General features: G+C 66.3%; 23 protein-coding genes. 9 read left to right on the forward strand and 14 right to left on the reverse strand.

The window, feature by feature from the left end; genetic code table 11:
* Positions 1-6: 6 nt before the first annotated feature.
* The 6 genes from ACOI2T_RS35280 to fadD5 form a co-directional block, all read right to left on the reverse strand.
* The gene (locus tag ACOI2T_RS35280; protein WP_067848896.1) at positions 7-1,581 is read right to left on the reverse strand and encodes a virulence factor Mce family protein; all 1,575 of its coding nucleotides are present in this window, start codon (positions 1,579-1,581) and stop codon (positions 7-9) included.
* Positions 1,578-2,609 (reverse strand): virulence factor Mce family protein, encoded by a 1,032-nt coding sequence (locus tag ACOI2T_RS35285; RefSeq protein ID WP_067848808.1) that lies wholly within the window; start codon positions 2,607-2,609, stop codon positions 1,578-1,580. Before ACOI2T_RS35285 ends, ACOI2T_RS35280 begins: the two co-directional genes overlap by 4 nt.
* A 55-nt stretch (positions 2,610-2,664) precedes the next feature.
* Positions 2,665-3,882 (reverse strand): MCE family protein, encoded by a 1,218-nt coding sequence (locus ACOI2T_RS35290; RefSeq protein WP_409502921.1) that lies wholly within the window; start codon positions 3,880-3,882, stop codon positions 2,665-2,667.
* A 4-nt stretch (positions 3,883-3,886) separates the two neighbouring features.
* Complete coding sequence (locus tag ACOI2T_RS35295) at positions 3,887-4,756, reverse strand: MlaE family ABC transporter permease (RefSeq protein WP_067849652.1); 870 nt, start codon at positions 4,754-4,756, stop codon at positions 3,887-3,889.
* Between the two features lies 1 nt (position 4,757).
* Positions 4,758-5,558, reverse strand: coding sequence for an MlaE family ABC transporter permease (locus ACOI2T_RS35300; RefSeq protein WP_067849655.1), 801 nt, complete (start codon positions 5,556-5,558; stop codon positions 4,758-4,760).
* 180 nt (positions 5,559-5,738) lie between these two features.
* Positions 5,739-7,382 (reverse strand): fatty-acid--CoA ligase FadD5, encoded by a 1,644-nt coding sequence (gene fadD5, locus ACOI2T_RS35305; protein WP_409502922.1) that lies wholly within the window; start codon positions 7,380-7,382, stop codon positions 5,739-5,741.
* A gap of 137 nt (positions 7,383-7,519) precedes the next feature.
* Between fadD5 and ACOI2T_RS35310 the strand changes: the two genes are divergently transcribed.
* On the forward strand, positions 7,520-8,212 hold the full coding sequence (locus ACOI2T_RS35310; protein WP_409502923.1) for a GntR family transcriptional regulator: 693 nt from the start codon (positions 7,520-7,522) through the stop codon (positions 8,210-8,212).
* Positions 8,213-8,219: 7 nt separating this feature from the next.
* On the opposite strand, the gene ACOI2T_RS35315 is transcribed toward ACOI2T_RS35310, so the two are convergent.
* Positions 8,220-8,657 (reverse strand): SRPBCC family protein, encoded by a 438-nt coding sequence (locus ACOI2T_RS35315; RefSeq protein ID WP_085150140.1) that lies wholly within the window; start codon positions 8,655-8,657, stop codon positions 8,220-8,222.
* The gene (locus ACOI2T_RS35320; RefSeq protein ID WP_085150298.1) at positions 8,641-9,087 is read right to left on the reverse strand and encodes an acyl-CoA thioesterase; all 447 of its coding nucleotides are present in this window, start codon (positions 9,085-9,087) and stop codon (positions 8,641-8,643) included. Before ACOI2T_RS35320 ends, ACOI2T_RS35315 begins: the two co-directional genes overlap by 17 nt.
* Before the next feature lie 35 nt (positions 9,088-9,122).
* Here ACOI2T_RS35320 and ACOI2T_RS35325 point away from each other — a divergent pair, with 35 nt between their 5' ends.
* From ACOI2T_RS35325 to ACOI2T_RS35335, 3 genes are read left to right on the forward strand one after another with little or no spacing between them, the layout of a single operon-like run.
* Positions 9,123-10,208: an alcohol dehydrogenase catalytic domain-containing protein gene (locus ACOI2T_RS35325; RefSeq protein ID WP_409502924.1), complete on the forward strand. Its 1,086-nt coding sequence runs from the start codon at positions 9,123-9,125 to the stop codon at positions 10,206-10,208.
* Positions 10,209-10,247: 39 nt separating this feature from the next.
* Positions 10,248-11,366: an L-talarate/galactarate dehydratase gene (locus ACOI2T_RS35330; RefSeq protein WP_409502925.1), complete on the forward strand. Its 1,119-nt coding sequence runs from the start codon at positions 10,248-10,250 to the stop codon at positions 11,364-11,366.
* Complete coding sequence (locus tag ACOI2T_RS35335) at positions 11,363-12,043, forward strand: FadR/GntR family transcriptional regulator (protein WP_409502926.1); 681 nt, start codon at positions 11,363-11,365, stop codon at positions 12,041-12,043. Before ACOI2T_RS35330 ends, ACOI2T_RS35335 begins: the two co-directional genes overlap by 4 nt.
* Here ACOI2T_RS35335 and ACOI2T_RS35340 read toward each other — a convergent pair.
* The 3 genes from ACOI2T_RS35340 to ACOI2T_RS35350 are packed head-to-tail and all read right to left on the reverse strand — an operon-like array spanning position 11,996 to position 15,082.
* Complete coding sequence (locus tag ACOI2T_RS35340) at positions 11,996-13,519, reverse strand: tripartite tricarboxylate transporter permease (protein ID WP_085150134.1); 1,524 nt, start codon at positions 13,517-13,519, stop codon at positions 11,996-11,998. The genes ACOI2T_RS35335 and ACOI2T_RS35340 overlap by 48 nt on opposite strands.
* Before the next feature lie 4 nt (positions 13,520-13,523).
* A complete protein-coding gene (locus tag ACOI2T_RS35345) occupies positions 13,524-14,057 on the reverse strand; it encodes a tripartite tricarboxylate transporter TctB family protein (protein WP_409502927.1) in 534 nt (177 codons plus the stop codon).
* On the reverse strand, positions 14,057-15,082 hold the full coding sequence (locus tag ACOI2T_RS35350) for a tripartite tricarboxylate transporter substrate binding protein (protein ID WP_409502928.1): 1,026 nt from the start codon (positions 15,080-15,082) through the stop codon (positions 14,057-14,059). The genes ACOI2T_RS35345 and ACOI2T_RS35350 overlap by 1 nt, the downstream gene beginning before the upstream one ends.
* Positions 15,083-15,213: 131 nt before the next feature.
* Between ACOI2T_RS35350 and ACOI2T_RS35355 the strand changes: the two genes are divergently transcribed.
* Positions 15,214-16,152: a LysR family transcriptional regulator gene (locus ACOI2T_RS35355; protein ID WP_085150128.1), complete on the forward strand. Its 939-nt coding sequence runs from the start codon at positions 15,214-15,216 to the stop codon at positions 16,150-16,152.
* Between the two features lie 4 nt (positions 16,153-16,156).
* On the opposite strand, the gene ACOI2T_RS35360 is transcribed toward ACOI2T_RS35355, so the two are convergent.
* Together ACOI2T_RS35360 and ACOI2T_RS35365 are read right to left on the reverse strand one after the other, a co-directional pair.
* On the reverse strand, positions 16,157-16,930 hold the full coding sequence (locus tag ACOI2T_RS35360; protein ID WP_409502929.1) for an SDR family oxidoreductase: 774 nt from the start codon (positions 16,928-16,930) through the stop codon (positions 16,157-16,159).
* On the reverse strand, positions 16,927-17,610 hold the full coding sequence (locus ACOI2T_RS35365; protein ID WP_067849675.1) for a TetR/AcrR family transcriptional regulator: 684 nt from the start codon (positions 17,608-17,610) through the stop codon (positions 16,927-16,929). The genes ACOI2T_RS35360 and ACOI2T_RS35365 overlap by 4 nt, the downstream gene beginning before the upstream one ends.
* Before the next feature lie 114 nt (positions 17,611-17,724).
* Between ACOI2T_RS35365 and ACOI2T_RS35370 the strand changes: the two genes are divergently transcribed.
* Complete coding sequence (locus ACOI2T_RS35370; RefSeq protein ID WP_110775414.1) at positions 17,725-17,835, forward strand: hypothetical protein; 111 nt, start codon at positions 17,725-17,727, stop codon at positions 17,833-17,835.
* Here ACOI2T_RS35370 and ACOI2T_RS35375 read toward each other — a convergent pair.
* Positions 17,820-18,350: a CGNR zinc finger domain-containing protein gene (locus ACOI2T_RS35375; RefSeq protein ID WP_409502930.1), complete on the reverse strand. Its 531-nt coding sequence runs from the start codon at positions 18,348-18,350 to the stop codon at positions 17,820-17,822. The two genes, ACOI2T_RS35370 and ACOI2T_RS35375, sit on opposite strands and share 16 nt — an antisense overlap.
* Positions 18,351-18,436: 86 nt before the next feature.
* Here ACOI2T_RS35375 and ACOI2T_RS35380 point away from each other — a divergent pair, with 86 nt between their 5' ends.
* The 3 genes from ACOI2T_RS35380 to ACOI2T_RS35390 are packed head-to-tail and all read left to right on the forward strand — an operon-like array spanning position 18,437 to position 20,963.
* Positions 18,437-19,300: an alpha/beta fold hydrolase gene (locus ACOI2T_RS35380; protein WP_409502931.1), complete on the forward strand. Its 864-nt coding sequence runs from the start codon at positions 18,437-18,439 to the stop codon at positions 19,298-19,300.
* Positions 19,297-19,974 carry a haloacid dehalogenase type II gene (locus ACOI2T_RS35385; RefSeq protein ID WP_409502932.1) on the forward strand — a complete coding sequence of 226 codons (678 nt, stop codon included), beginning with the start codon at positions 19,297-19,299 and terminating at the stop codon, positions 19,972-19,974. Before ACOI2T_RS35380 ends, ACOI2T_RS35385 begins: the two co-directional genes overlap by 4 nt.
* Positions 19,971-20,963: a zinc-binding alcohol dehydrogenase family protein gene (locus tag ACOI2T_RS35390; protein ID WP_409502933.1), complete on the forward strand. Its 993-nt coding sequence runs from the start codon at positions 19,971-19,973 to the stop codon at positions 20,961-20,963. Before ACOI2T_RS35385 ends, ACOI2T_RS35390 begins: the two co-directional genes overlap by 4 nt.
* The last annotated feature ends 10 nt before the right edge of the window (positions 20,964-20,973 follow it).

Raw genomic sequence — 20,973 nt, forward strand, 5'->3', positions numbered from 1 at the left:
GTTCGCCTAACCCTCTTGCGACCCTGGCGGCAGGAACGGCGGATTGCCGGGAAGCGGTGGCGTACCCGCAGGCGGCAATTGCTGGCCGGGTCCTGGTGGTGGCGGCGGACCGACGATCGCCGGGGGCGGCGGTGCGATACCCGGAGTGAAGTCAGGCGGCCCGGGCTGCGGGCTCACCGGAACCGTGCGGGCTCCCGGCGGGCCGGGGGCCAGCTCGACAGGTGCACCCGGCTGGTCCGGAGGCATCTGTCCAGGGATGGCAGCGCTCGGCACACCGGGCGAATGCGCGATCCCATCCGGATTCGGTGCCGACGTCGCGACATCGGGCGGACCGTAGCCACCCGGCACCGGCCCGTACGGACCCTGCGTCAGATGGGCACACGGCAGCGGGTTGCCCGGAGACGGAATGCCGTCTGCCGGTGGCGTATACGAGCACGGCGATCCCGGCGGCACCGCGGGACCCGGATGCTCGGGGGTGCCTTCCAGCGGCGTCGGGGCCGCGGGCGGTGCGCCGTTCTCGAAGCGCTCGCCGTTCGGGTCCGGGAAGCGGAAGGCCGGTAGGCCCGCGTTGCGCCAGAACTCTTCCGGGTCGATCCCACGCTTCTTGAAGGCCGCGTCGACGAACGGTTGCAGGATCGTCGGCGGGATCAGGTTCACCAGCATGACCTTGAAGTACGGACCGGACGCGAGCGCCTCGGCCAGCGAGGTGATGAACTTGCCCGCGATCGTCAGGGTGTCGGCCAGATCCTGTTTGCGTTCGACGAGGATGTCGCTGACGGTGCGCAACTGCTCCAGCACGTGGTTCAGGTTCGGGTTGTCATTGATGAGGCCCTCAACCTGATTCGACACCGACGACACGCGCTCGAGGAGCATGCTCACGGCCTGACCGCGTTCGTTTACCGCCGCGAGCAGGGTCTGCGCGTTCACCAGCAGCTGGTTGACCTGCGTGCTGCGGTCGCCGAGCACCGTCGCGATCTTGTTCGCGTTGGCCAGCAGCTTCTTGACGTCGTCATCGCGCTTGCCGATGGTCTCGGAGAACTTCGCGACCCCGTCCAATGCGGCACTCAGGTGCGGCGAGGTCTGATCGACGGTCTCGGACAACACATTCAGCGACTGCTTGACCGACTGGGTGTCCCAGCCCTGCGAGGCGCGCGTGACGTCGAGGAACGCGTCGTAGATCTGGTACGGCGTCGTCGTCTGCCCCAGCGGCAGCATGCCGCGCGGCTTCAGCGTCTCGTCACCACGCGGCTGGATCTCGATGTTCTTGCGGCCCAGGATCGTATCGGTACGGATCGCGGCGCGGCTGTCGGTGCCGATCGTGCGGCCGCCCAGCGTAAAGCCGATCTCGACCTTGTCGCCGTTGATGTCCATGCTCCGCACGGTGCCGACGTCCATACCGGCGATGCGCACCTTGTCACCGATGTTCAGCCCGCCGGTGTCGGCGAACTGCCCGTAGTAAGTCGGCACCGCGAACAGCATCGGCACGCTGGTCAGCGTCGAGCCGACGCCGATGATGAGCGCGACGATCACGACGCCCATCAGGCCCTTACGGAACCGGTCGGAACCCTGAAGTGTCCTCATTTCGGCGTGCACCTACCCGACGGCTGCGACGTGACCCTGACGGTTCGGACCGGACCGCCCGGCTGCAACCCGTTGAGCTTCAACGTCAGGTCACAGGCGTAGAAGTTGAAGAAGTCGCCGTAGATACCACCGGCACGACCGATGATCTTCAACGCCGCGGGAATCTGCACCAGGATGTCGTTGACCTCCTGCCGCTGATCGACCAGCGGCTTCTGGATGACGTCGAGGTAGCCCACGGTGTCCTTGAGCAACGGCCGGTTGTCCGAAAGCAGATCGGCCAGCGAGCCCGCCGCGTTGCTGATGTTGGCCACCGAAGCGCCGATCGGGTCGGCCCGGTCCTTCAGGCCGGTGATCAGCGTTTCGAAGTTCACCAGGGTCTCGTCGAATTGCTTCTGGTGCTTGACCGTCGTGTCGAGCACCGTGTTGAGGTTCTTGATGACCTCGCCGATCGCCTGGTCACGCTCGGCGATGGACTCGGTCAGCTGGGCCGTCTGGTCCAGGATGTCGTTGATGGTGCCGCCCTGGCCCTGGAAGATCGTGATGATCGACTTGGCGATCGTGTTGACCTTCTCGGGATCCAGCGAGCGGAACAGCGGGCGGAATCCACCGACGAGGGCGTCGAGATCCAGTGCCGGCTCGGTGCGCTCGAGCGGAATCGTGCTGCCCGGCGGGATGATCTTGTTGCTCTCACCGCGCTTGAGTTCCAGGTAGCGGTTGCCGATCAGGTCCTGGTACCGAATCGCGGCGGTGGTCTGGTCGAACAGGGGCAGCGACTTCTCGACGCTGAATTTCACCTCGGCTTCCTCACCGCCGTTGATCAACTCGACGCTCGACACCTTGCCGACCTCGACGCCTGCCGCACGGACGAACTGCCCACTGCGCAGGCCGCTGACGTTCTTGAAGATCGCCGAGTACTCGGCCGTCCGGTTGAATCGGATCTGGCCGAACACCACGAAGATGAGCGCGGTGAAGGTGAGCAGCACCAACGAGAAGATGCCGAGCTTGATAAGCGTGCCCTTGATGCTCATGCGGCTCCCTCGCAGGCTCGGGTCCCGCGTGCCATCTGCTGTCTATTCGCTCCGCTCATGGGTTGATCGTGTTCTCCCCCACTTGGCGACCCCAGACATACTCGGTGAAAATCGGTTGCCCCAATTCGAAGTGGTTGTAGGGCGCGATCGACGCGCCGGTGTCCATCACCAGATACGGCATGGGCCACAGGTCACGGGTGATCGGCTGCCAGCAGCCCGGCCGCCCTTCGGGCCCGCCCTTGGCGTTCACGCGGGGCAGGTTGTCCGGGTACACATACGGGTTGCCGGCTCCCACCAAGGAGTCGAGCAACTGGATCGAATACCCATTGCTGGTCTGGGCGGCGAACTTGGGGGCCGCGTCGTGGTAATTGCGGATCGTGCAGAACAGCGCTGGGCTGTACTCGTCGAGCAACGCCGATGTCGGGAGCAGGTCCTGTGCGCCGCGCACCAGATACGGGCCACCGCGCTCGAAGATGTCGCCGCCGGTGTTGCCGAAGCCCACCGCCGCGACCAGGGCCTGATCGAGATTGCCCCGCTGCTCGTTGAGCGTGCGCGCGGTCGTCACCGCATTGGTCAACCCGTCCCACAGATCGGGGGACGCGTCGGCGTAGATCTCGCCGAGGTCGGCCAAACCCGTGATGTCGCGGCGGATCTGGGGCATGCGCGGGTTGACGTCGGCGAGGATGTCGTTGCCGTCGACGATCGACCGGCCGAACTTGTCGCCGAGCCCGTCGAGCGCCTGCGCGGTGGCGGTGAGGGTTTCGTTGAGCTTGATCGGGTCGACCTGTTCGGAGATCGCGGTGATGGTCTCGAACAGCGTGTTGAACTCCGTCGTGACGCCCTGCGCCTGAATCGGCGTGGCAGCCGACACACGTGCGGGGGACGGGTCCTCGGGCGACACGAACGAGATGTACTTGTTGCCGAACACCGTCGTCGCCCGCAGCTCGGCGGTCGCGTTCTCGGGAATCAGCTTGAGGTACTTGGGGTCCACGTCCAGCGTCAGCTTGGCTTCCGGATTGTCACCGACCGTCTCGACGTCGACGGAGGCCAGGCGGCCGATCGGCACGCCGTTGAACGTGACCTTCGAGCCCGGGTCCATCGCCAGACCGGCCCGGCCCGACATCACCGTCAACTGCACCTTGTCCTCGAACACACCCCGGAACTGCATCCACGTGAGCGCGAAAACCAATGCGGCGACAAGCGCGAGCACCAGACCGGCGAGCTTGTACGGCGGTGTCTTCGGCTTGTTCAAGGGAGCTTGCGGCGCCGTCATTTCGCTACACCGTGAGGTTGAAGTTCGGGTCGGTGCCGTACAGCGCCAACGATGCCAACAGGACCACCAGCACGATCGCGATCAACGAGGTACGCATCGACCTCCCTACGGCCTCACCAACACCGACAGCACCGCCACTCGCGAAATAGCCGAAGTAGCAGTGGTTCAACATGACGACGATGGACATGATGATCACTTCGAGGAAGGACCACATCACGTCGTCGACGCGCAGGAACGTATGGAAGTAGTGCTCATACGTACCGACGGACTGGGAGTAGAAGATCGTCGTCACCAGCTGCGCGGACATGAACGACAGCAGGATGGCCATCGCGTAGAGCGGGATGATGACGATCGCGCCTGCCATGATGCGCGTGGACACCAAGTACGAAATCGACTTGATGCCCATGACTTCCAGCGCGTCGATCTCCTCGCTGATGCGCATGGCGCCGAGTTCGGCGGTCGCGCCGGCCCCGACCGTGGCGGCCAGCGCCTGACCGGTTACGACGGGTGCGACGACGCGGATGTTGGCCAGTGCGGCGAAGAAGCCGGTGAACGCCTCGACGCCGATGTTGCCCAGCGATGCGAAGCCCTGGATCGCGATCAGTGAGCCCGCCGACAGCGTGACGAAGCCGATGATCGCGACGGTTCCGCCGATGACGGCCATGGCGCCGGTGCCCATGCCGATCTCGGCGACCAGTCGCAGGGCTTCCCTGCGGTAGTGCCGGAACGCATGTGGCACATGGACGATGGCCTGCACGACGAACCAGGCGACGTGCCCCATGCTGTCGAGGAATCGTGCGGGAGCGCCCGCGACGTCGGCCGTGCGCGAGAACGCTCGCGGGAACCGCGAGCGCAGGACCTGTGTCGTACTCATATCAGTTCCCTGTCCCGAACCGCACACCGATCGTGGTGAGCACGACGTTGACCGCGAACAGCGCCACCACGCACAGCACGAGGGTCTCGTTCACCGCGGTGCCGACACCCTTCGAACCGCCCGCCACGGTCAGGCCGCGGTAGCAGCCCACGAGCCCGGCGATGAGACCGAACAGCGTCGCCTTGATGACCGAGATCATCACCTCGGGAAAGCCGGTCAGCAGGGTCAGCGTCGATACGTACGCGCCCGCGGAGACGTTCTGGATATAGACGCCGAAGAAGAAGCCACCGACCAGGCCGATGGTGATCACCGCGCCGTTGAGCATGAAGGCCACGAAGGTGGAGGCGACCACGCGCGGTACGACCAGCCGCTCGATCGGGTCGATGCCGAGCACCTCGAGCGCGTCGATCTCTTCGCGGACCGTCCGGGCGCCGAGGTCAGCGCAGATGGCGGTCGATCCGGCGCCCGCCACGACGAGCACCGTCACCAGCGGTCCGAGCTGCGTGACCGCGCCGAGCGCCGCACCGGCACCGGACACGTCGGCCGCGCCGAACTCCGCCAGAAGGATGTTGAGCGTGAAGATGATGAGAACGGTCAGCGGGATCGAGACCGCAAGCGTCGGCAGGAACGCCACCCGGATCAGGAACCAGCTCTGGATGACGAACTCTTTCCACTGGAAAGGCCTTGTGAGCAGTGCCTTTCCAGTCAGCACCGACATCTTGAAGAAGCCGCCGACCATTGCCAGCGGCTTCTCCAGCTGACCGCGCACATAACCGACGAGACCGTCGGAGGACGCCGTCACCGCTGGTCCCCTTGGACGTGTCGCACGCCCCCTCCTTGCCGCCAAACGCCGTGTGTGATCTGCATCTCCCTACTCGCGGGTAGTAAGTGAGACCACCGGACTGTACCCGATCCGAACCGGGCCGTACACCGCATCGGCTGGATTGTGCCTTGAACCGTTAGCAAAGGCGGCCCAAAGGCTTCATCCATCGCGTTGACCTGCAGAAACCGTTGGTGCAGAGGTACTTTCGCTAACGTCAGAGCGGCTCTGTGCACTGAAGCGCTCCCTGAGTTCCGTCTTGAGAACCTTCCCCGAGGGATTACGGGGTAAAGCATCCACGATTTCGACCGCTTTGGGGTGTTTGTAACGAGCCAGGCGGTCGGTCAGGAACGCGTCGAGGTCCTCGAGGGTCAGCGGATTGTCAGCGCGACTGAGTGCTACAACGGCCACCGGCACTTCACCCCACTTCTCGTGGGGCCGGCCGATGACCGCGACCTCGACGATCGCCGGGTGGGCGGCCAAGACGTTCTCCACCTCCGCGCAGTAGATGTTCTCACCGCCCGAGATGATCATGTCCTTCTTGCGGTCGACGACCCAGATGTAGCCGTCCTCGTCCTGCCGGACCAGGTCGCCCGAGTGGAACCAGCCGCCGGCGAACGCCTCCGCGGTGGCCTTCGGGTTGTTCCAGTAACCCGACATCATGGACGGCCCGCGGTAGACGATCTCACCGACCTCGCCCACCTTCACGTCGTTCATGTCCTCGTCGACGACGCGGGCGGCGACGGTGGGAATCGCCCGGCCCACCGATCCGAGTTTGCGAATGGCGTCCTCGCCCAACAGCATGCACGTCACCGGGGACATCTCGGTCTGGCCGAACGCGGCGAAGATCTCGGCACCCGGGAACACGTCGGACATCTCCTTGAGCAGGGTGTCCGAGGCCGGGGCGGCACCCCACGACAACGCACGCAGCTTGAGATTGCGTGGTTTGGCGCGCTGTGCGGCGCAGACGGCCTGCCATTGGGCGGGAACGAGGAAGATGCCAGTGACCTTCTCGGCCTCGAGCACATCGAGCAGTGCGTCCGGATCGAATGCACCGAGTGGGTACAGCACCGTCGGCAGCCCGAGCGTCAGGCCACTGAGCACGTTGCCCGCGATGCCGGCGATGTGGAACAGCGGGACGCCGATGAACCCGACGTCGTGGTTGAGGTCCACCCCGATGGTGAACAGGTTCGTCATCGCCTGGGCGGTCAGATTGGTGTGCGTGAGCACCGCGCCCTTGGGCCTGCCGGTGGTGCCCGAGGTGTACATGATGAGGGCCGGGGAGTCATTGGGGATGTCCACCGGCTCGGGCAGCGGGCCGTCCTCGGCGATCAGATCGCCATAGCCCAGTACGCCGTCTTCGGTGTCGCCGCCCGCCACGATCACGGTGCTCAGCGTGGCGTCGAGATCACGTACCGCGGTGGCCACCCCGGCGAGCACCGACTCGGTGACCACTACCCGCGCCTCGCAATCGCTGACGAGGAACGCGATCTCCGGCGGCGTCATGCGGAAGTTGACCGGCACCGCGATCGCGCCGAGCTTGTTGGCGGCGAGCATCGATTCGATGAACTCGTTGCGGTTGAGCATCAGGATGAGCACGCGATCGCCGAATCCGACGCCGCGGCGGCTCAACGCCCCGGCCAACCGGGACACCCGGTCATCGAGTTCACCCCACGTCGTGGTCTGCCCGAGGAACCGCAGCGCGGTCTTGTCGGGCTGCATCAGTGCGTGCCGCGCAAGCTGGTTCGTCCAGTTCTGGCGGCGGGCCAGGTACGGCTGCTCGGTGAGGGAAGGCGCGGCAGTCAACGGCTCTGTACTCCATGGGTATCGGGTTGCACGATGTTGATATTTGATCAAACATTGGGTTGCCCCGGTCACATTATGGCCTCGGCGCCTCGGGGACAACCCCCTGTCAGACGGACCGAAAGGCGACCGGAAAACACGTGAACGCGCCTGTCAGAGCAGCCGTGCAACGCCGCCGCGGAGTGCGCCGTGAGCAGCTCTCCGATGAGGTGGCCGCGCATCTGCGGGCCGAGATCATGACCGGCGGGCTGCGGCCGGGCACCTTCATCCGGCTCGACGAGACGGCCGCCGCGCTCGGGGTCAGCATCACCCCGGTTCGGGAGGCGCTGCGGACGTTGCGCGGCGAGGGCATGGTGCAACTCGAGCCGCACCGCGGCCACGTCGTCGTACCGCTCAGCCGCACCGACGTCGAAGACATCTTCTGGCTGCAGGCGACGATCGCGCGCGAGTTGGCCGCGACGACCACCGAGCGCATCACCGACGCCGAGATCGACGAACTCGAACGGCTCAACGGCGAACTCGCGGCCGCGGTCGACCGGCACGATCCCGAGGAGATCTCGGCCGCGGAGTTCGCCTTCCACCGCGCGTTCAACCACGCGAGCGGCCGCATCAAACTGGCGTGGTTCCTATTGCACGTCGCGCGCTACCTGCCCGCGCTCATCTACTCGACCGATCCCCGCTGGGGACACGAGGCCGTCGAGAGCCACCGGCGGCTGATCGACGCGCTGCGCAGGCGCGACACCCGCACAGCCGTCGAACTCAACGGCGGGCAGTTCACCGACGGCGCCCAGCGGTTGATCGCACGTCTCGACGAGATCGGGATGTGGGACTAGGGGCGCGTCAGCCGGCCAACTGCTGAACCCGGGCGATCAGGCTGTTGGCCAGATGGTCCAGGGTGTCGCCGATGGCCTTTTTCACCATCGGCCCGGGAATCGCGAGCTTGGTCTCGACCTCCAGGTCGACCGTCAGCAGGGACGTGGCGCCGATCGGAACCACCGAGAACTTCTGTTCCTGCTTTTTGAAGTGGTCGCCTTGCTGCAGCATCGTGAAGATCTGGTTCTCGCCCGGGTAGTACACCGCGGTGATGAAGACGCCCGACTGGCCCTGGATCTCGACGTCCAACCGGAGCTGGCTGGGCCTGCCGTCGTCGTAGCGGGCCAGGATCCAGCAGCCCTTGATCTCGGGGTTCCACTGCGGATAGGCCTCGAAGTCGGCGACGATCGACATGATCTTCTCGGCCGGGGCCTCGATCTCGACGGTTTTACTCACGAGCGGCATCGGCAGAGCATATCGACTGCAGCAGCGCGCGGATCGCGTCGGGAATCGGCACCGGCCTGCGGGAGGTCCGGTCGACGTACACGTGCACCCAGTGCCCGACCGCGGCGACCGGCCCGTCGGGTTCGAACAACCCCAATTGATAGGTGACGCTGCTGTTGCCCAAGCGGGCCACCGACAGCCCGACGACCAAGGGGTCGGGGAACTTCAGCTCGGCGAAGTAGCGGCAGCCCGACTCGGCGACGACGCCGAGCCACGGCGCGTTGACCGGATCGATGTCGCAGTTGGTGTTGATCCACCCGTTGATCGCCGTATCGAACAACTCGTAGTAGACGGCGTTGTTGAGGTGGCCGAACATGTCGTTGTCGGTCCACCGGGTCAGCACCGGCCAGTGCAGCGGGAAATCGCCAGGAGTGAGTTCGGTACCCGTCATGGCTGAAGTCTTGCAGTCGGGGCAGGCTGGTCCTCATGAAGATCCGTGGAGCCGTCCTCGAGGCCATCGGCCTGCCCCGCCCCTATGCCGAATCGCGGCCGCTGCGCGTGGGCGAACTCGACCTGGCCGAGCCCGGCCCGGGTGAATTGCTGGTCCGCATCGAAGCGGCCGGGCTGTGCCACTCCGACCTGTCGGTCGTCGACGGCAACCGCGTGCGGCCCGTCCCGATGCTGCTCGGTCATGAGGCGGCCGGGATTGTCGAAGCCGGTGACCTGCCGGAGGGTCAGCGCGTCGTGATGACGTTCCTGCCGCGGTGCGGTCACTGTCCGGCCTGCGCAACCGACGGGCTGACCCCGTGCGGCCCGGGCTCGGTCGCGAACGGTGCGGGCACGTTGATGGAAGGCGATATTCGGCTGAGCCGCAACGGTGAACGGGTCTTTCACCACTTGGGAGTCTCGGGGTTCGCGACCCACGCGGTCGTCGACCGGCGCTCGGTGGTGCCCGTTCCCGCCGATGTCCCCGCGGTGGTGGCGTCACTGTTGGGCTGCGCGGTGCTGACGGGCGGAGGTGCGGTACTCAACGTCGGCAAGCCGCAGCCCGGCCAGACCGTGGCGGTCGTGGGTCTCGGCGGTGTCGGAATGGCGGCGGCCCTGACCGCGCTCGCGCATGATGACGTGCGGGTGGTCGGCGTCGACCAGTTGTCGGACAAGTTGGCGCGGGCACGCGAACTCGGCGTGCACGAGACCTACACACCCGAGCAGGCCGCCGATCTCAAGGCCGAGGTGGTGATCGAGGCGGCGGGCCATCCCGCCGCGCTGGAGACCGCGATCGCCCTCACCGGTCCGGGTGGGCGCACCATCACGGTCGGCCTGCCCCGGCCGGATGCCCGAATCTCGTTGTCGCCGTTGGGTTTTGTCGCCGAGGGCCGGTCACTGATCGGCAGCTACCTGGGCTCGGCGGTGCCGGCGCGCGACATCCCCCGCTTTGTCGAGTTATGGCGGGCGGGCCGGCTTCCGGTGGAATCCCTGGTGTCATCGTCGATCGCGCTCGACGACATCAACGCGGGCATGGACGAGCTCGCCGACGGCCGGGCGGTGCGCCAGATCATCGATTTCAGCTGACCCCTGTTCAACTTATATGACAAGTTCTAGACTTGTCATATGTCTGATCGCATTCGTCATCTCACGCTCTCACACGTCGTCTTACCGCTGCCCAATCCCGTCAGCGACGCCAAGGTCCTGACGGGCAGGCAGAAACCGCTGACCGAAACCGTCCTGCTGTTCGTGGAGGTCGCGACCGAAGAGGGCCACGAGGGCATGGGGTTCAGCTACTCCAAGCGCGCCGGCGGGCCGGCTCAATACACCCACCTGGCCGAAATCGCCGAGGTCGCGATCGGCCAGGACCCCTCCGACATCGACCGCATCTACCAGTCCCTGTTGTGGGCCGGCGCGTCCGTCGGCCGGTCGGGCGTGGCCACCCAGGCCATCGCCGCGCTCGACGTCGCGCTGTGGGATCTCAAGGCCCGTCGCGCCGGCCTGCCGCTCGCCAAACTGCTCGGCGCCCACCGGGATTCGTGCCGGGTCTACAACACCTCGGGCGGCTTCCTGCAGGCCTCGGTCGACGAGATCAAGGACAAGGCCACCGCGTCGCTGGAGTCCGGCATCGGCGGCATCAAAATCAAGGTCGGGCAACCGGATTGGAGAACGGACCTGGAGCGGGTCGCCGCGCTGCGCGAGCACCTGGGCGACAACCCGCTCATGGTCGACGCCAATCAGCAGTGGGACCGCGCGCGGGCCCGGCGGATGTGCCGCGAGCTTGAGCAGTACGACCTGATCTGGATCGAGGAACCGCTCGACGCGTGGGACGCCGTCGGTCACGCCGATCTCAGCCACACCTTCGACACCCCCATCGCCACGGGCGAGATGCTCACCTCGGTGCCCGAGCACATGGCGCTGATCGACGCGGGCTACCGCGGAATCGTGCAGCCCGACGCGCCCCGCATCGGCGGCATCACGCCGTTCCTGCGGTTCGCGACGCTGGCATCGCACGCCGGGCTCGCGCTGGCCCCGCACTACGCGATGGAGATCCACCTGCACCTCGCCGCGGCCTACCCGACCGAGCCGTGGGTCGAGCACTTCGAGTGGCTCAACCCGCTGTTCAACGAGCGCATCGAGATTCGCGACGGCCGGATGTGGCTGCCCGAGCGGGCCGGCCTGGGCTTCACGCTCAGTGACCAGATGCGGGCGCTCACCAAAGAGCGGGCAGAATTCGGCTCGTGAGCGCATCGCAACGGGTGGTCGCCGGTCTGAAGGACAAGATCTTCGCCGGCGACCTCCCGCCCGGGCAGAAACTGCCTTCGGAAGCCGAACTGATCGAGGAGTTCGGGGTTTCGCGGACCGTGGTGCGCGAGGCCGTGACGCGGCTTCGCGCCGAAGGTCTGGTCGAAACATTCCAGGGCCGTGGGTCATTCGTGCTCGCGGTGCCGGAGCCGACGTCGTTCACGGTGGAGTCGGCAGCCATCCGGACCCATCACGATGTACTCGACATGATCGACTTCCGGCTCGGCATCGAATGTGAGGCGGCCGCTCTGGCGGCCGCCCGCATCGATCACCAGGGCGGCGAAGCCGTCCGGGCCGCGCTCGCCGAATTCGTCGACGCGGCCCCGGAGGATGCCGTCGAGGCCGACTTCCGCTTTCACCGGGCGGTGGCGGCGGTCAGCGGTAACCGTTTCTATCTCGACCTGCTGGATTCGCTGGGTCCGATGATGATCATGCTTCCGCGCACCCGGCTCGGCGATACGCACTCCATCACCGATGCCGCGCACGCCGAACGCGTCCGGCGGGAGCACGGCGAGGTCGCGGCCGCGGTGATCGCAGGCGACCCGGATCTGGCCCGGGCCGCCATGCGCCTACACCTTGGTAACACTCGTCGGCGGCTCGACGCCGGCCGGCTCTGAGCGGCGCCTGTGCACCTGCCGGAAGACCGGCAGCAGCGCCACCACGACGAAGATCGCCAGGATCGCACCCGAGATCGGCCGCGTCACAAAGCCGGTCGGGTCGCCGTCGAAGATCAACAGCGAACGGCGCGTACTCGACTCGATGATGGTGCCCAGCACGAATGCCAGCACCATCGAGCCGGGATCGAACCCGAACTTCTTCATCAGGTAGCCGATGACACCGAACACGATCATCAGGAAGATGTCGAAGACCGAGTTGTTGATCGTGTACACGCCCAGGATCGTGATCAGCGCGGTGATCGGCGCCAGGATGGCGGGGCGGACCCGCAGGATCTTCACGAAGATGCCGACCAGCGGAATGCTGAGCAGGAGTAGCAGCAGGTTGCCGATGTACATCGAGTTGATGACGCCCCAGAACACGTCGGGGTGCTCGTCGACGAGTTGCGGGCCGGGTGAGATGCCGAGGATCAACAGCGCGCCGAACAGCATCGCCATCGACGCGTTGGCGGGCAGGCCGATCGTCAGCAGCGGGATGAACGACGACGTCGCCGCCGCGTTGTTGGCCGTCTCCGGCGCGGCCACGCCCTCAACGGCCCCGCGCCCGAACCGTTCCGGCGTCTTCGACCGCTTCTTCTCGGTGGCGTAGGCGACGATCGACGACAGCGTGGCTCCGCCGCCGGGCAGCACGCCGAGCACGAAGCCGATGATCGAACCACGGCCGATGGCACCCGACGACTGCTTGAGGTCCTTGCGGGACGGCCAGACGTTGCCGACCTTGGCCGGGACGTGCGGCTTGCCGTGCCGCTGCTCGAGGTTGTAGAGGATCTCGCCGACGCCGAACAGACCCATCGCCACGACCACGAAGTCGATGCCGTCGGCGAGTTGCAGACTGTCGAACGTGAATCGGGATGCGCCGCTGAAACTGTCGCGCCCCACGGTCGCCAGCAGCAGGCCCACCGCGCCGGCGATCAACGCCTTGAGCTTGTTGCCGCTGCCGATCGTGGCGACCAGCAGCACACCGAGCAGCGCCAGCGCGGCGTACTCGGGCGGCCCGAAATCGAGGGCGACGCTGGCCACCACCGGGGCGAGCAGGGTCAGACCGATGATCGAAATCGTCGCGCCGACAAAGGAACCGATCGCCGCGATGCCGAGCGCTGTGCCGGCCTTGCCTTGTTTGGCGAGGGCGAAACCATCGAAAACCGTGACGACCGACGATGCTTCACCCGGTAGCCGCAACAGCACCGAGGTGATCGTGCCGCCGTACTGCGCTCCGTAATAGATGCCTGCCAGCATGATGATGGCCGACACCGGATCGATCGTGTAGGTGATGGGCAGCAGGATCGCGATGGTGGCGGCCGGGCCGAGACCGGGCAGCACGCCGATGATCATGCCGATCAGTACGCCGATCAGGCAGTAGAGCAGGTTGTGCGGCTCCGCGACGAGTGCGAAGCCGTCCAGGAATGCGCTGAAATCCATGGCGTCAGAAGGCGATCAGATGTGGCAGCGGGATCCGCAGGCCGTAGAGGAACAGGAAGTAGAACACCGCGGTCGTGACAACGCTGACCACGATCGTGCTGCGCCAGCTCTCGCCGCCCAGGAACCGCAGCCAGATCACGCACAGCAGCACGGCCGGGATCTCGAACCCGATCAACGGCATCAGCAGGCCGAACGCCACGAACGTCACACCCCCGGCGACCGCCAAAAGGCTGCTGCGGGTGAATTTTTCGCTGTCGGTCAGTCCACGGCCGACAACGAGCAGCAGCACCGACAGCAGCGCGATCACGACGCTGACGACGAATGGCCACAGGCCAGGGCCCGGCTCGGCCAGCGAGCCGAGCCCGTACCCGTAGGCCAGCACCGCACCGACGACACCGATCGCCAGGCCGGCCAGTGCCCCGATCACCTGGTAGGCGGTCCCGCCTGCGGCCGGGCGCTCGTCCTCCAGTTCGTGGGCGACCTCGGCTTCGATCTCGGCGAGGACGTCGCGGGCGTGCGGTTCTTGCACGGCGGTCATCAGCCCTCGTCCCGCAGGTTGATGCCGTACTGGGCGACCAGATCCGCGTAGCGCTGCTTGTCCTTGTTGAGTTGTGCGGTCACCTCGTCACCGGAGATCTCCATGGGCGTGAGGCTGTTCTGCTCGTTGAACTTCTTGTACTCGTCGGTCGCATAGGTCGCCTTCAAGCCTTCGATGAGCTTGTCCTTGACTTCCTGCGGCGTGCCCTTCGGCACCGTCATGAACCGATACTGCGTGACCTCGACGTCGAGCCCCTGCTCTTTGGCCGTCGGGACCTCGGGCAGATAGTCGATGCGGTCGGGGCCGAAGACCGCGAGCGGTGTCAGCTTGCCCGACTGGATGTTCTCGATCGCCTCGCCCACCTGGATCGACGCGACGTCGACCTGGTTGCCCAGCACCGCGGCCAGCGCGGGGGCGCCGCCGTCGAACGGAACCGCCTGGGAATCCACGCCGCTGGTCTTGAACAGCAGGGCCGCCGAGAGCTGCGCGCCGGTGCCGACGCCGGTGGTGCCGTATTTCACGAGGCGGTTGGCGTTCTTGATGTCCTCGAGCGTCTTGAATCCGCTCGCCGGATTGGTGACGAGTACGTAGTCGTCTCGGGAGACGCCGTAGACGACGTCGAAGTCGTCGAGGTTGGTGACCTCGTCGGGGCTGACAGCCAGCGGGGTGATGGTGAACAGCGACGCGTTCTGGATCGCGATCACCGAACCGTCCGCCGGAGCCTTCGCGACCTCGGCGGCCGCGAGCGCGCCGTTGGCGCCTTCGCGGTTGATGACCGGGAACGAGGCTCCGAGATCGTCGGACAGGCCCTTCGACACCGCGCGGCTGATGAGATCGCTCGATCCGCCGGCCGATGCGCCGACGTACATCTCGACGCTGCCCGAGGGCCATCCTGCGTCGGATCCGCCACCGCCGGTTGTGGTCTCGACTCCGCCACACGCGGTGAGGGCGAGACCCGCGGCTGCCGCCGCGGCAAGGATGGTGCGGGTGCGCCCGGGTCGTGAGCGAGCGGTTGAGATCGCCATTACGTGTACTCCTGTGGGGGATGTGAAGTGCTGCGCAATACGCCCGTCATGTGGCGGCCATCACTACACGTTAAGGAGCGTGGACGATACCTGTCCAAGCCTCTTTTAGCATCGCTTGATACCTTCAATGCATGGCGATCACGCTGGACCAGGTGCGTTGCTTCATCGCGGTTGCCGAGGAGCTGCACTTCGGCCGGGCCGCCGACCGGCTCGCGATGAGCCAGCCGCCGCTGAGCCGGCAGATTCAGAAGCTTGAGCGTTCGGTCGGGGCGGTTTTGCTGGACCGCGACAACCGGCGTGTCCTGCTGACGCCGGCCGGGGCGGCCTTCCTCGAGGATTGCTACCGGATGCTCAACACCCTCGACGCCGCGACCGAACAGGCGCAACGGGTGGAGCGCGGTTCGGCGGGCACCGTGCACCTGGGCTTCACCGCGGTGTCGGCGATCGGCATCCTGGGCCCGCTGCTGGGTCTGCTCGGAAGCGAGCTTCCCGACATCGAGGTCGTGTTGCACGAGCGCGTGACGGGCGCGCAGGTCGACGGCATCCGGCGCGGCGAGCTCGATCTCGGGTTGGCCCGCCCGCCGTTCGACACCGCGGCGCTGTCGTCGATCGTCGTCGCGCGCGAGCCGCTGCGCGCGGTCGTGCCGATGAACCACCCGCTGGCCGGTGCGACGGGGCCGCTCGGTCCCGAGGACTTCGACGGGCTGCCGGTGATCAGCTACCACCCGGTGCAGGCCAGGTACTTCCACGAGTTGACGGTCCGCTTCCTGTTCAACGGACATCCGCGGATCAAGCAGCGCGTGCAGCAGATCCTCACCGCGGTACTGCTCGTGGCGGCCGGTGAGGGAGTTGCGCTCGTGCCGGCGAGCGCGACGGCGCTGCACGTCGACGGCGTGGTCTACAAACCGTTGGTCGACGTCGGCGGCGGGCATCCCGAAAGCGATCCGTCGCGTCCCGTCGAACTCCACGCGATCTGGGCGCGCCGCGGTCTCACACCGCTGCTGCAGCAGGTGCTGCAACTGGTGCAGCGGTCAGCCGAACACCTCGACGACCTCATCGCCCTCGGCTAGGAATTCAGCGAATGGTGCTGACGCCGCCGTCGACCGGGATCACCGCACCGGTGATGTAGGTGCTGGCCCGGCTCGCGAGAAACACCGCGATGCCCGCGATGTCGTCCGGCTTGCCGATGCGCCCGAGCGGCAATGCCGACCCGACCGCGTCTGAGCCGGCCCGCAGCAGCTCCTTCGTCATACGCGACTCGAACAGGCCCGGCGCGATCGCGTTCACGAGGATTCTCGGGGCGAGCTCGCCGGCCAGGTGACGGGTCAGCATGTGCACCGCGGCCTTGCTGGCGCTGTAGGAGAAGTTGTCGCGTCCCCGCTCGGGCGCGACGATGCCGTCGATGCTGCCGGTGTTGATCACCCGGGCCGGATCGTCTTCGGTCGCACCGGCATTCAGCAGCGGCGTGAGCGCCCGCGTGAGCAGGAAGACGCCTTTGACGTTGACGTTGTAGACCTTGTCGAAGCCGGACTCCGGGAACTCGTCATAGGGTGCGCCCCACGCGGCACCGGCGTTGTTGAACAACGCGTGGATCGCGTCCTCGCGCCCGGTGACCGCCGCGGTCAACGCGGCGACCCCTTCGGCGGTCCCGAGATCGGCAGGCACCGCGGCGACGCGGCCGAGCGGCGAAAGTTCGGTCACGGCGGCATCGAGTTCGGCCTCCTTGCGGCCCGACAGGTAGACACTCGCACCGGCCTGCAGCAGCCCACGGGCCATCATGAGCCCGATGCCGCGGCCGCCGCCGGTGACCACCGCGACCTTGCCGTCGAGGCGGAACAGATCGCTCACGAACGCTGCCCGGTCTCGATGTCGATGCCGAGCGGCGAGTCCGTACGGACGGCTTCGTCGCGGATCAGCCCGCGCAACAGTGCGGTGCTGAACTCGACGGCGATCTCCTCGGCGGTCCGCCTGCCGTGCGGCCGCAGCCAGCGGTAGGCGCCCAGGGTCATCCCGATGTAGCCCAGTGCCAGGACGTGCGAATCGCAGTCGTGGAACTCGCCGCTGGCGATGCCGCGGTCGATCACGTCACGTACGTGCTCGTAGACCGTGGTCTCGGCGCGGCGGATGTAGGCGACCTGTTCCTCGGTGAACCACTCGGCGATGTAGGGGCCTTCCTGGAAGTACACCGCGGCGCGCTCCAGGTCGTTGGCGATGCCGACCAACAACCGGCGGGTGAAGTGGTAGATCGTCTCGCGGGCGGTCGCCGTCGGATCGTCGTGCAGTGCTTCGACCGTGAAGTCCGCGGCGCTCTTGTAGATGTCGTAGAGGATCAACGACTTACTGGAGTAGTAGTGATAGACGGTGGCCTTGTTCAGGCCGACGGCTTCTGCGACGTCGTCCATCCGGGTGCCGTGGTAGCCGCGCGCGGCGAACAACTTGGCGGCGACGGTCAGCAGTTCGTCGCGTCGGGACGTTCCGTTGTTCGCGGCCGCGGTGCGGCCCCGACCGGCGTCTGCATCGGATGACATAGGACACTCACTATCGGCCTCGCCCGGCCATGCCGGGGCTATCAATCAACTGGCTGGTTGAACAGTGTAGGCAATCCCTGTTCTGATCTTGCCCAGTCGGTCTAGACTGCCGGAATGGATCCGAATCCTGACTACGACATCAGCGACGAGGGCGATTTCTTCTTCTCGTGGCTGCCGTGGGCTCTGCGCGGTGTCTACCCGCCACCAGCCTATCCGCCGGTCTGATCCGGCTCTGTCGTCTTGGCGCGCTGGTAGTGCCTGCGCGCCTTCATGCGATTTCCGCAAATCGCCATCGAACACCATCGTGCGGTGTTCGGCTTGCTTCGGTCGATCAGAAACAGCCTGCATTCGTCGTTCGCGCACGGCCGTAACCGACCCGGGCTGTTGATTCGCAACGCGTCCCAGGCCAGTACCGCGCGCACAGCGCCCGGTGCGACGCCGCCGGCCGCCAGTTCCCACGTCACCCCGTCAGCCGTCATCGTCGGTTGCAGTGCGACCGCGGTGAGAAACGGCTTCAGTGCCCGCGGCGACTGCGTACCGCGCACCACGGCCTGAAGAACATTGCGGGCCGAGATGAGGTCCGCCAACTCGATGTGCGTCAGGCCGTGATCTCTCAACCAGGCAGCAGCCGTTTTCGGCTCGTCGAGCAGGTCGTGCTGCACACCCTCCATCACCGGCGTGGTGTTGAGGAGATCGAGCAGCAGCGTCTCGTCCTCCGGGCGCACCGCCACCAGATCCATATCTAACCTCCAAATTCCTATTGACAGGTTACCCGGGGTCGGCGTTGAATATCGCTAACCAGTAAAAACAACCAAAGGAGTTAGACATGACCGTGCATCACCGGTACGCCACCGTCGACGGACAGCGCCTGCACTACCGCGAAGCCGGCTCCCCCGACGCCCCCGCGATCGTGCTGCTCCACGGATTTCCCACCAGCTCGTTCATGTTCCGCGATCTCATCCCGCGGCTGGCTGAGCGCTACCACGTCATCGCCCCCGACCACCTGGGCTTCGGACACTCCGACGCCCCGACGGTCAGCGAGTTCGACTACACCTTCGACGCGCTCGCCGATCTCACCGAGGGCCTGCTCGATCAGTTGGGTGTCAGCCGCTACGCGATCTACGTCCAGGACTACGGCGCTCCCATCGGCTGGCGGCTCGCGCTGCGCCGGCCGCAAGCCATCACCGCGATCGTGACGCAGAACGGCAACGGCTACGACGAAGGCTTCGTCGAGAGTTTCTGGACCGTCGTGTGGGACTACCAGCGCGAGCAGACGCCGCAGACCGAGGCCGGCGTCCGCACCGCCCTCGATGTCGATGGCATCAAATGGCAATACCTGACCGGGGTTTCGGACGAGACCCTCGTCAGCCCGGACACCTGGACCCACGACGCCGCGCAGCTTGCCCGCCCCGGCAACGACGAAGTTCAGCTCAAGCTGTTCCGTGACTACGCGACCAACGCCCCGCTGTACCCGGCACTGCACGAATACCTGCGCACCAGCAAGGTTCCCGTCCTCGCGGTCTGGGGACAGGGCGATCCGATCTTCGGGCCCGACGGTGCGCGGGCGTTCGGCAAGGATGCGGTCGACGCCGAGATCCACCTGCTCGACGGCGGACACTTTCTGCTGGAGACGCACGTCGAGGAAGTCGCCGACCTGATCGACGCGTTCCTGCAGCGGCGCGTCCGATGAAGCCCGAGGTGCTGGTGTTCGATGTGAACGAGACACTCATCGACATCGATTCGCTGCAGCCACATTTCGACCGGGTCTTCGGCGACCCCGCAGTGCTGCGCGAATGGTTCGGCCAGTTGGTCATGTACTCGATGGCCGTCACGTTGTCTGGTGGTTACACAGATTTCTTCTCACTCGGGCAAGCAGTGCTGCGCATGACCGCCGACATTCGCGGCGTCGCCATCGACGACGACGATCTGCGTGGTCTTGCCGACGGCATGCGCACCATGCCGGCCCATCCCGACGTCGCCGAGGGTCTCCAGCGCCTCCGTGACAACGGGTTTCGCCTCGCGACGCTGACCAATTCACCGCATCATTACGGCCCGACACCGTTGGAGCACGCCGGCTTGGCCGGCTTCTTCGAGCATCAGTTCAGTGTCGACGAACACCGCGTCTACAAGCCGTCGACGGTGTTGTACACCAGCGCGGCCAACGCTCTGGGTGTCGCACCGTCAAGCTGCATGATGGTGGCCGCGCACATGTGGGACACCCTCGGCGCACAGGCGGCCGGCTTCAGCGGGGCCCTGATCACCCGGCCGGGCAACGCGCCGTTACCTGCACCCGGGGTAGCGCAACCGACCGTGGTGGCCACAGATCTGTTACAGCTCAACGCAATTCTGGAGGGTCAGTCATGACCGGCACATCAGCCATGCGTGCCATTGTCCTGGACGGCTTCGGCGGCCTCGACCGCCTGGTCTATACCGACATCCCGAAGCCCGAACCGAAGGCGGGCGAAGTCGTCATCCATATCAAGGGTTTCGGTATCAACCACGCCGAGATGCACATGCGGCGCGGTGAATGGGCCGAGGCGGCCAAGGTCAGCGGTATCGAATGCGTCGGCATCGTCGACTCGTGCCCGGGCGGCGAGTTCCCCGTCGGCGCGAAGGTTGCCGCACTCATGGGCGGATTGGGCCGCACCATCAACGGCAGCTACGCCGAGTACACCAGGGTCCGAGTAGCCAACGTGGCACTCATCGAGCCCGACCTGCCGTGGGCGGCGCTCGCCGCGTTGCCCGAAACCTACGCAACCGCTTGGACCTGTCTGTTTCGCAACATCGATCTTCGATCAGGGCAGACGCTGGTAGTCCGGGGGGCAACCTCGTCGTTCGGGCAGGCCGCGGTCAAGCTCGCCGTCGGCGCCGGTGCCCACGTCATCGCCACCACGCGCAACCCTGATCGGTTCGCCCTGCTCGAAAACCTCGGCGCCGCGCGCGCCGAGAAGGAGGTGCCGGATCTCAGCGCTCACATCGCCGAATCGGGCGAGATCGACGCTGTACTCGATCTCGTCGGCAACAGCACGATCCTCGACTCGCTGGACATGCTGCGGCGGGGCGGAACCGCATGCCTCGCAGGGTGGTTGGGCGGACTCGATCCCATACCCGACTTTAACCCGCTGCTTCGGATGGCCAGCGGCGTGAACCTCAGCTTCTTCGGCAGCTTCGTGTTCGGCTCTCCCGGCTTCCCGTTGTCCGACGTGCCGTTGGGTGACATCGCCCGCCAGGTCGCCGACGGCCGGCTGGAGGCGGCACCGTCGCGCGTGTTCTCGTTCGACGAGATCCGCGAGGCTCACCGCGTCATGGAAGCGGGCGAGGCCGGCGGAAAAATGGTCGTCGTCCTCGACTGAGGCCGCCCTG

The organism is Mycolicibacterium wolinskyi str. Jessa 2025, assembly GCF_049241375.1.
Taxonomy (GTDB): Bacteria; Actinomycetota; Actinomycetes; order Mycobacteriales; family Mycobacteriaceae; genus Mycobacterium; species Mycobacterium wolinskyi.

Excerpts from the sequence above, each read along its gene's own strand:
- ACOI2T_RS35280 (WP_067848896.1), bottom strand. The coding sequence starts at position 1,581 with ATGAGGACACTTCAGGGTTCCGACCGGTTCCGTAAGGGCCTGATGGGC.
- ACOI2T_RS35285 (WP_067848808.1), bottom strand. The coding sequence starts at position 2,609 with ATGAGCATCAAGGGCACGCTTATCAAGCTCGGCATCTTCTCGTTGGTG.
- ACOI2T_RS35290 (WP_409502921.1), bottom strand. The coding sequence starts at position 3,882 with ATGACGGCGCCGCAAGCTCCCTTGAACAAGCCGAAGACACCGCCGTAC.
- ACOI2T_RS35295 (WP_067849652.1), bottom strand. The coding sequence starts at position 4,756 with ATGAGTACGACACAGGTCCTGCGCTCGCGGTTCCCGCGAGCGTTCTCG.
- ACOI2T_RS35315 (WP_085150140.1), bottom strand. The coding sequence starts at position 8,657 with ATGCCGCTCGTGAGTAAAACCGTCGAGATCGAGGCCCCGGCCGAGAAG.
- ACOI2T_RS35320 (WP_085150298.1), bottom strand. The coding sequence starts at position 9,087 with ATGACGGGTACCGAACTCACTCCTGGCGATTTCCCGCTGCACTGGCCG.
- ACOI2T_RS35325 (WP_409502924.1), top strand. The coding sequence starts at position 9,123 with ATGAAGATCCGTGGAGCCGTCCTCGAGGCCATCGGCCTGCCCCGCCCC.
- ACOI2T_RS35330 (WP_409502925.1), top strand. The coding sequence starts at position 10,248 with ATGTCTGATCGCATTCGTCATCTCACGCTCTCACACGTCGTCTTACCG.
- ACOI2T_RS35340 (WP_085150134.1), bottom strand. The coding sequence starts at position 13,519 with ATGGATTTCAGCGCATTCCTGGACGGCTTCGCACTCGTCGCGGAGCCG.
- ACOI2T_RS35345 (WP_409502927.1), bottom strand. The coding sequence starts at position 14,057 with ATGACCGCCGTGCAAGAACCGCACGCCCGCGACGTCCTCGCCGAGATC.
- ACOI2T_RS35350 (WP_409502928.1), bottom strand. The coding sequence starts at position 15,082 with ATGGCGATCTCAACCGCTCGCTCACGACCCGGGCGCACCCGCACCATC.
- ACOI2T_RS35355 (WP_085150128.1), top strand. The coding sequence starts at position 15,214 with ATGGCGATCACGCTGGACCAGGTGCGTTGCTTCATCGCGGTTGCCGAG.
- ACOI2T_RS35365 (WP_067849675.1), bottom strand. The coding sequence starts at position 17,610 with ATGTCATCCGATGCAGACGCCGGTCGGGGCCGCACCGCGGCCGCGAAC.
- ACOI2T_RS35370 (WP_110775414.1), top strand. The coding sequence starts at position 17,725 with ATGGATCCGAATCCTGACTACGACATCAGCGACGAGGGCGATTTCTTC.
- ACOI2T_RS35375 (WP_409502930.1), bottom strand. The coding sequence starts at position 18,350 with ATGGATCTGGTGGCGGTGCGCCCGGAGGACGAGACGCTGCTGCTCGAT.
- ACOI2T_RS35380 (WP_409502931.1), top strand. The coding sequence starts at position 18,437 with ATGACCGTGCATCACCGGTACGCCACCGTCGACGGACAGCGCCTGCAC.
- ACOI2T_RS35385 (WP_409502932.1), top strand. The coding sequence starts at position 19,297 with ATGAAGCCCGAGGTGCTGGTGTTCGATGTGAACGAGACACTCATCGAC.
- ACOI2T_RS35390 (WP_409502933.1), top strand. The coding sequence starts at position 19,971 with ATGACCGGCACATCAGCCATGCGTGCCATTGTCCTGGACGGCTTCGGC.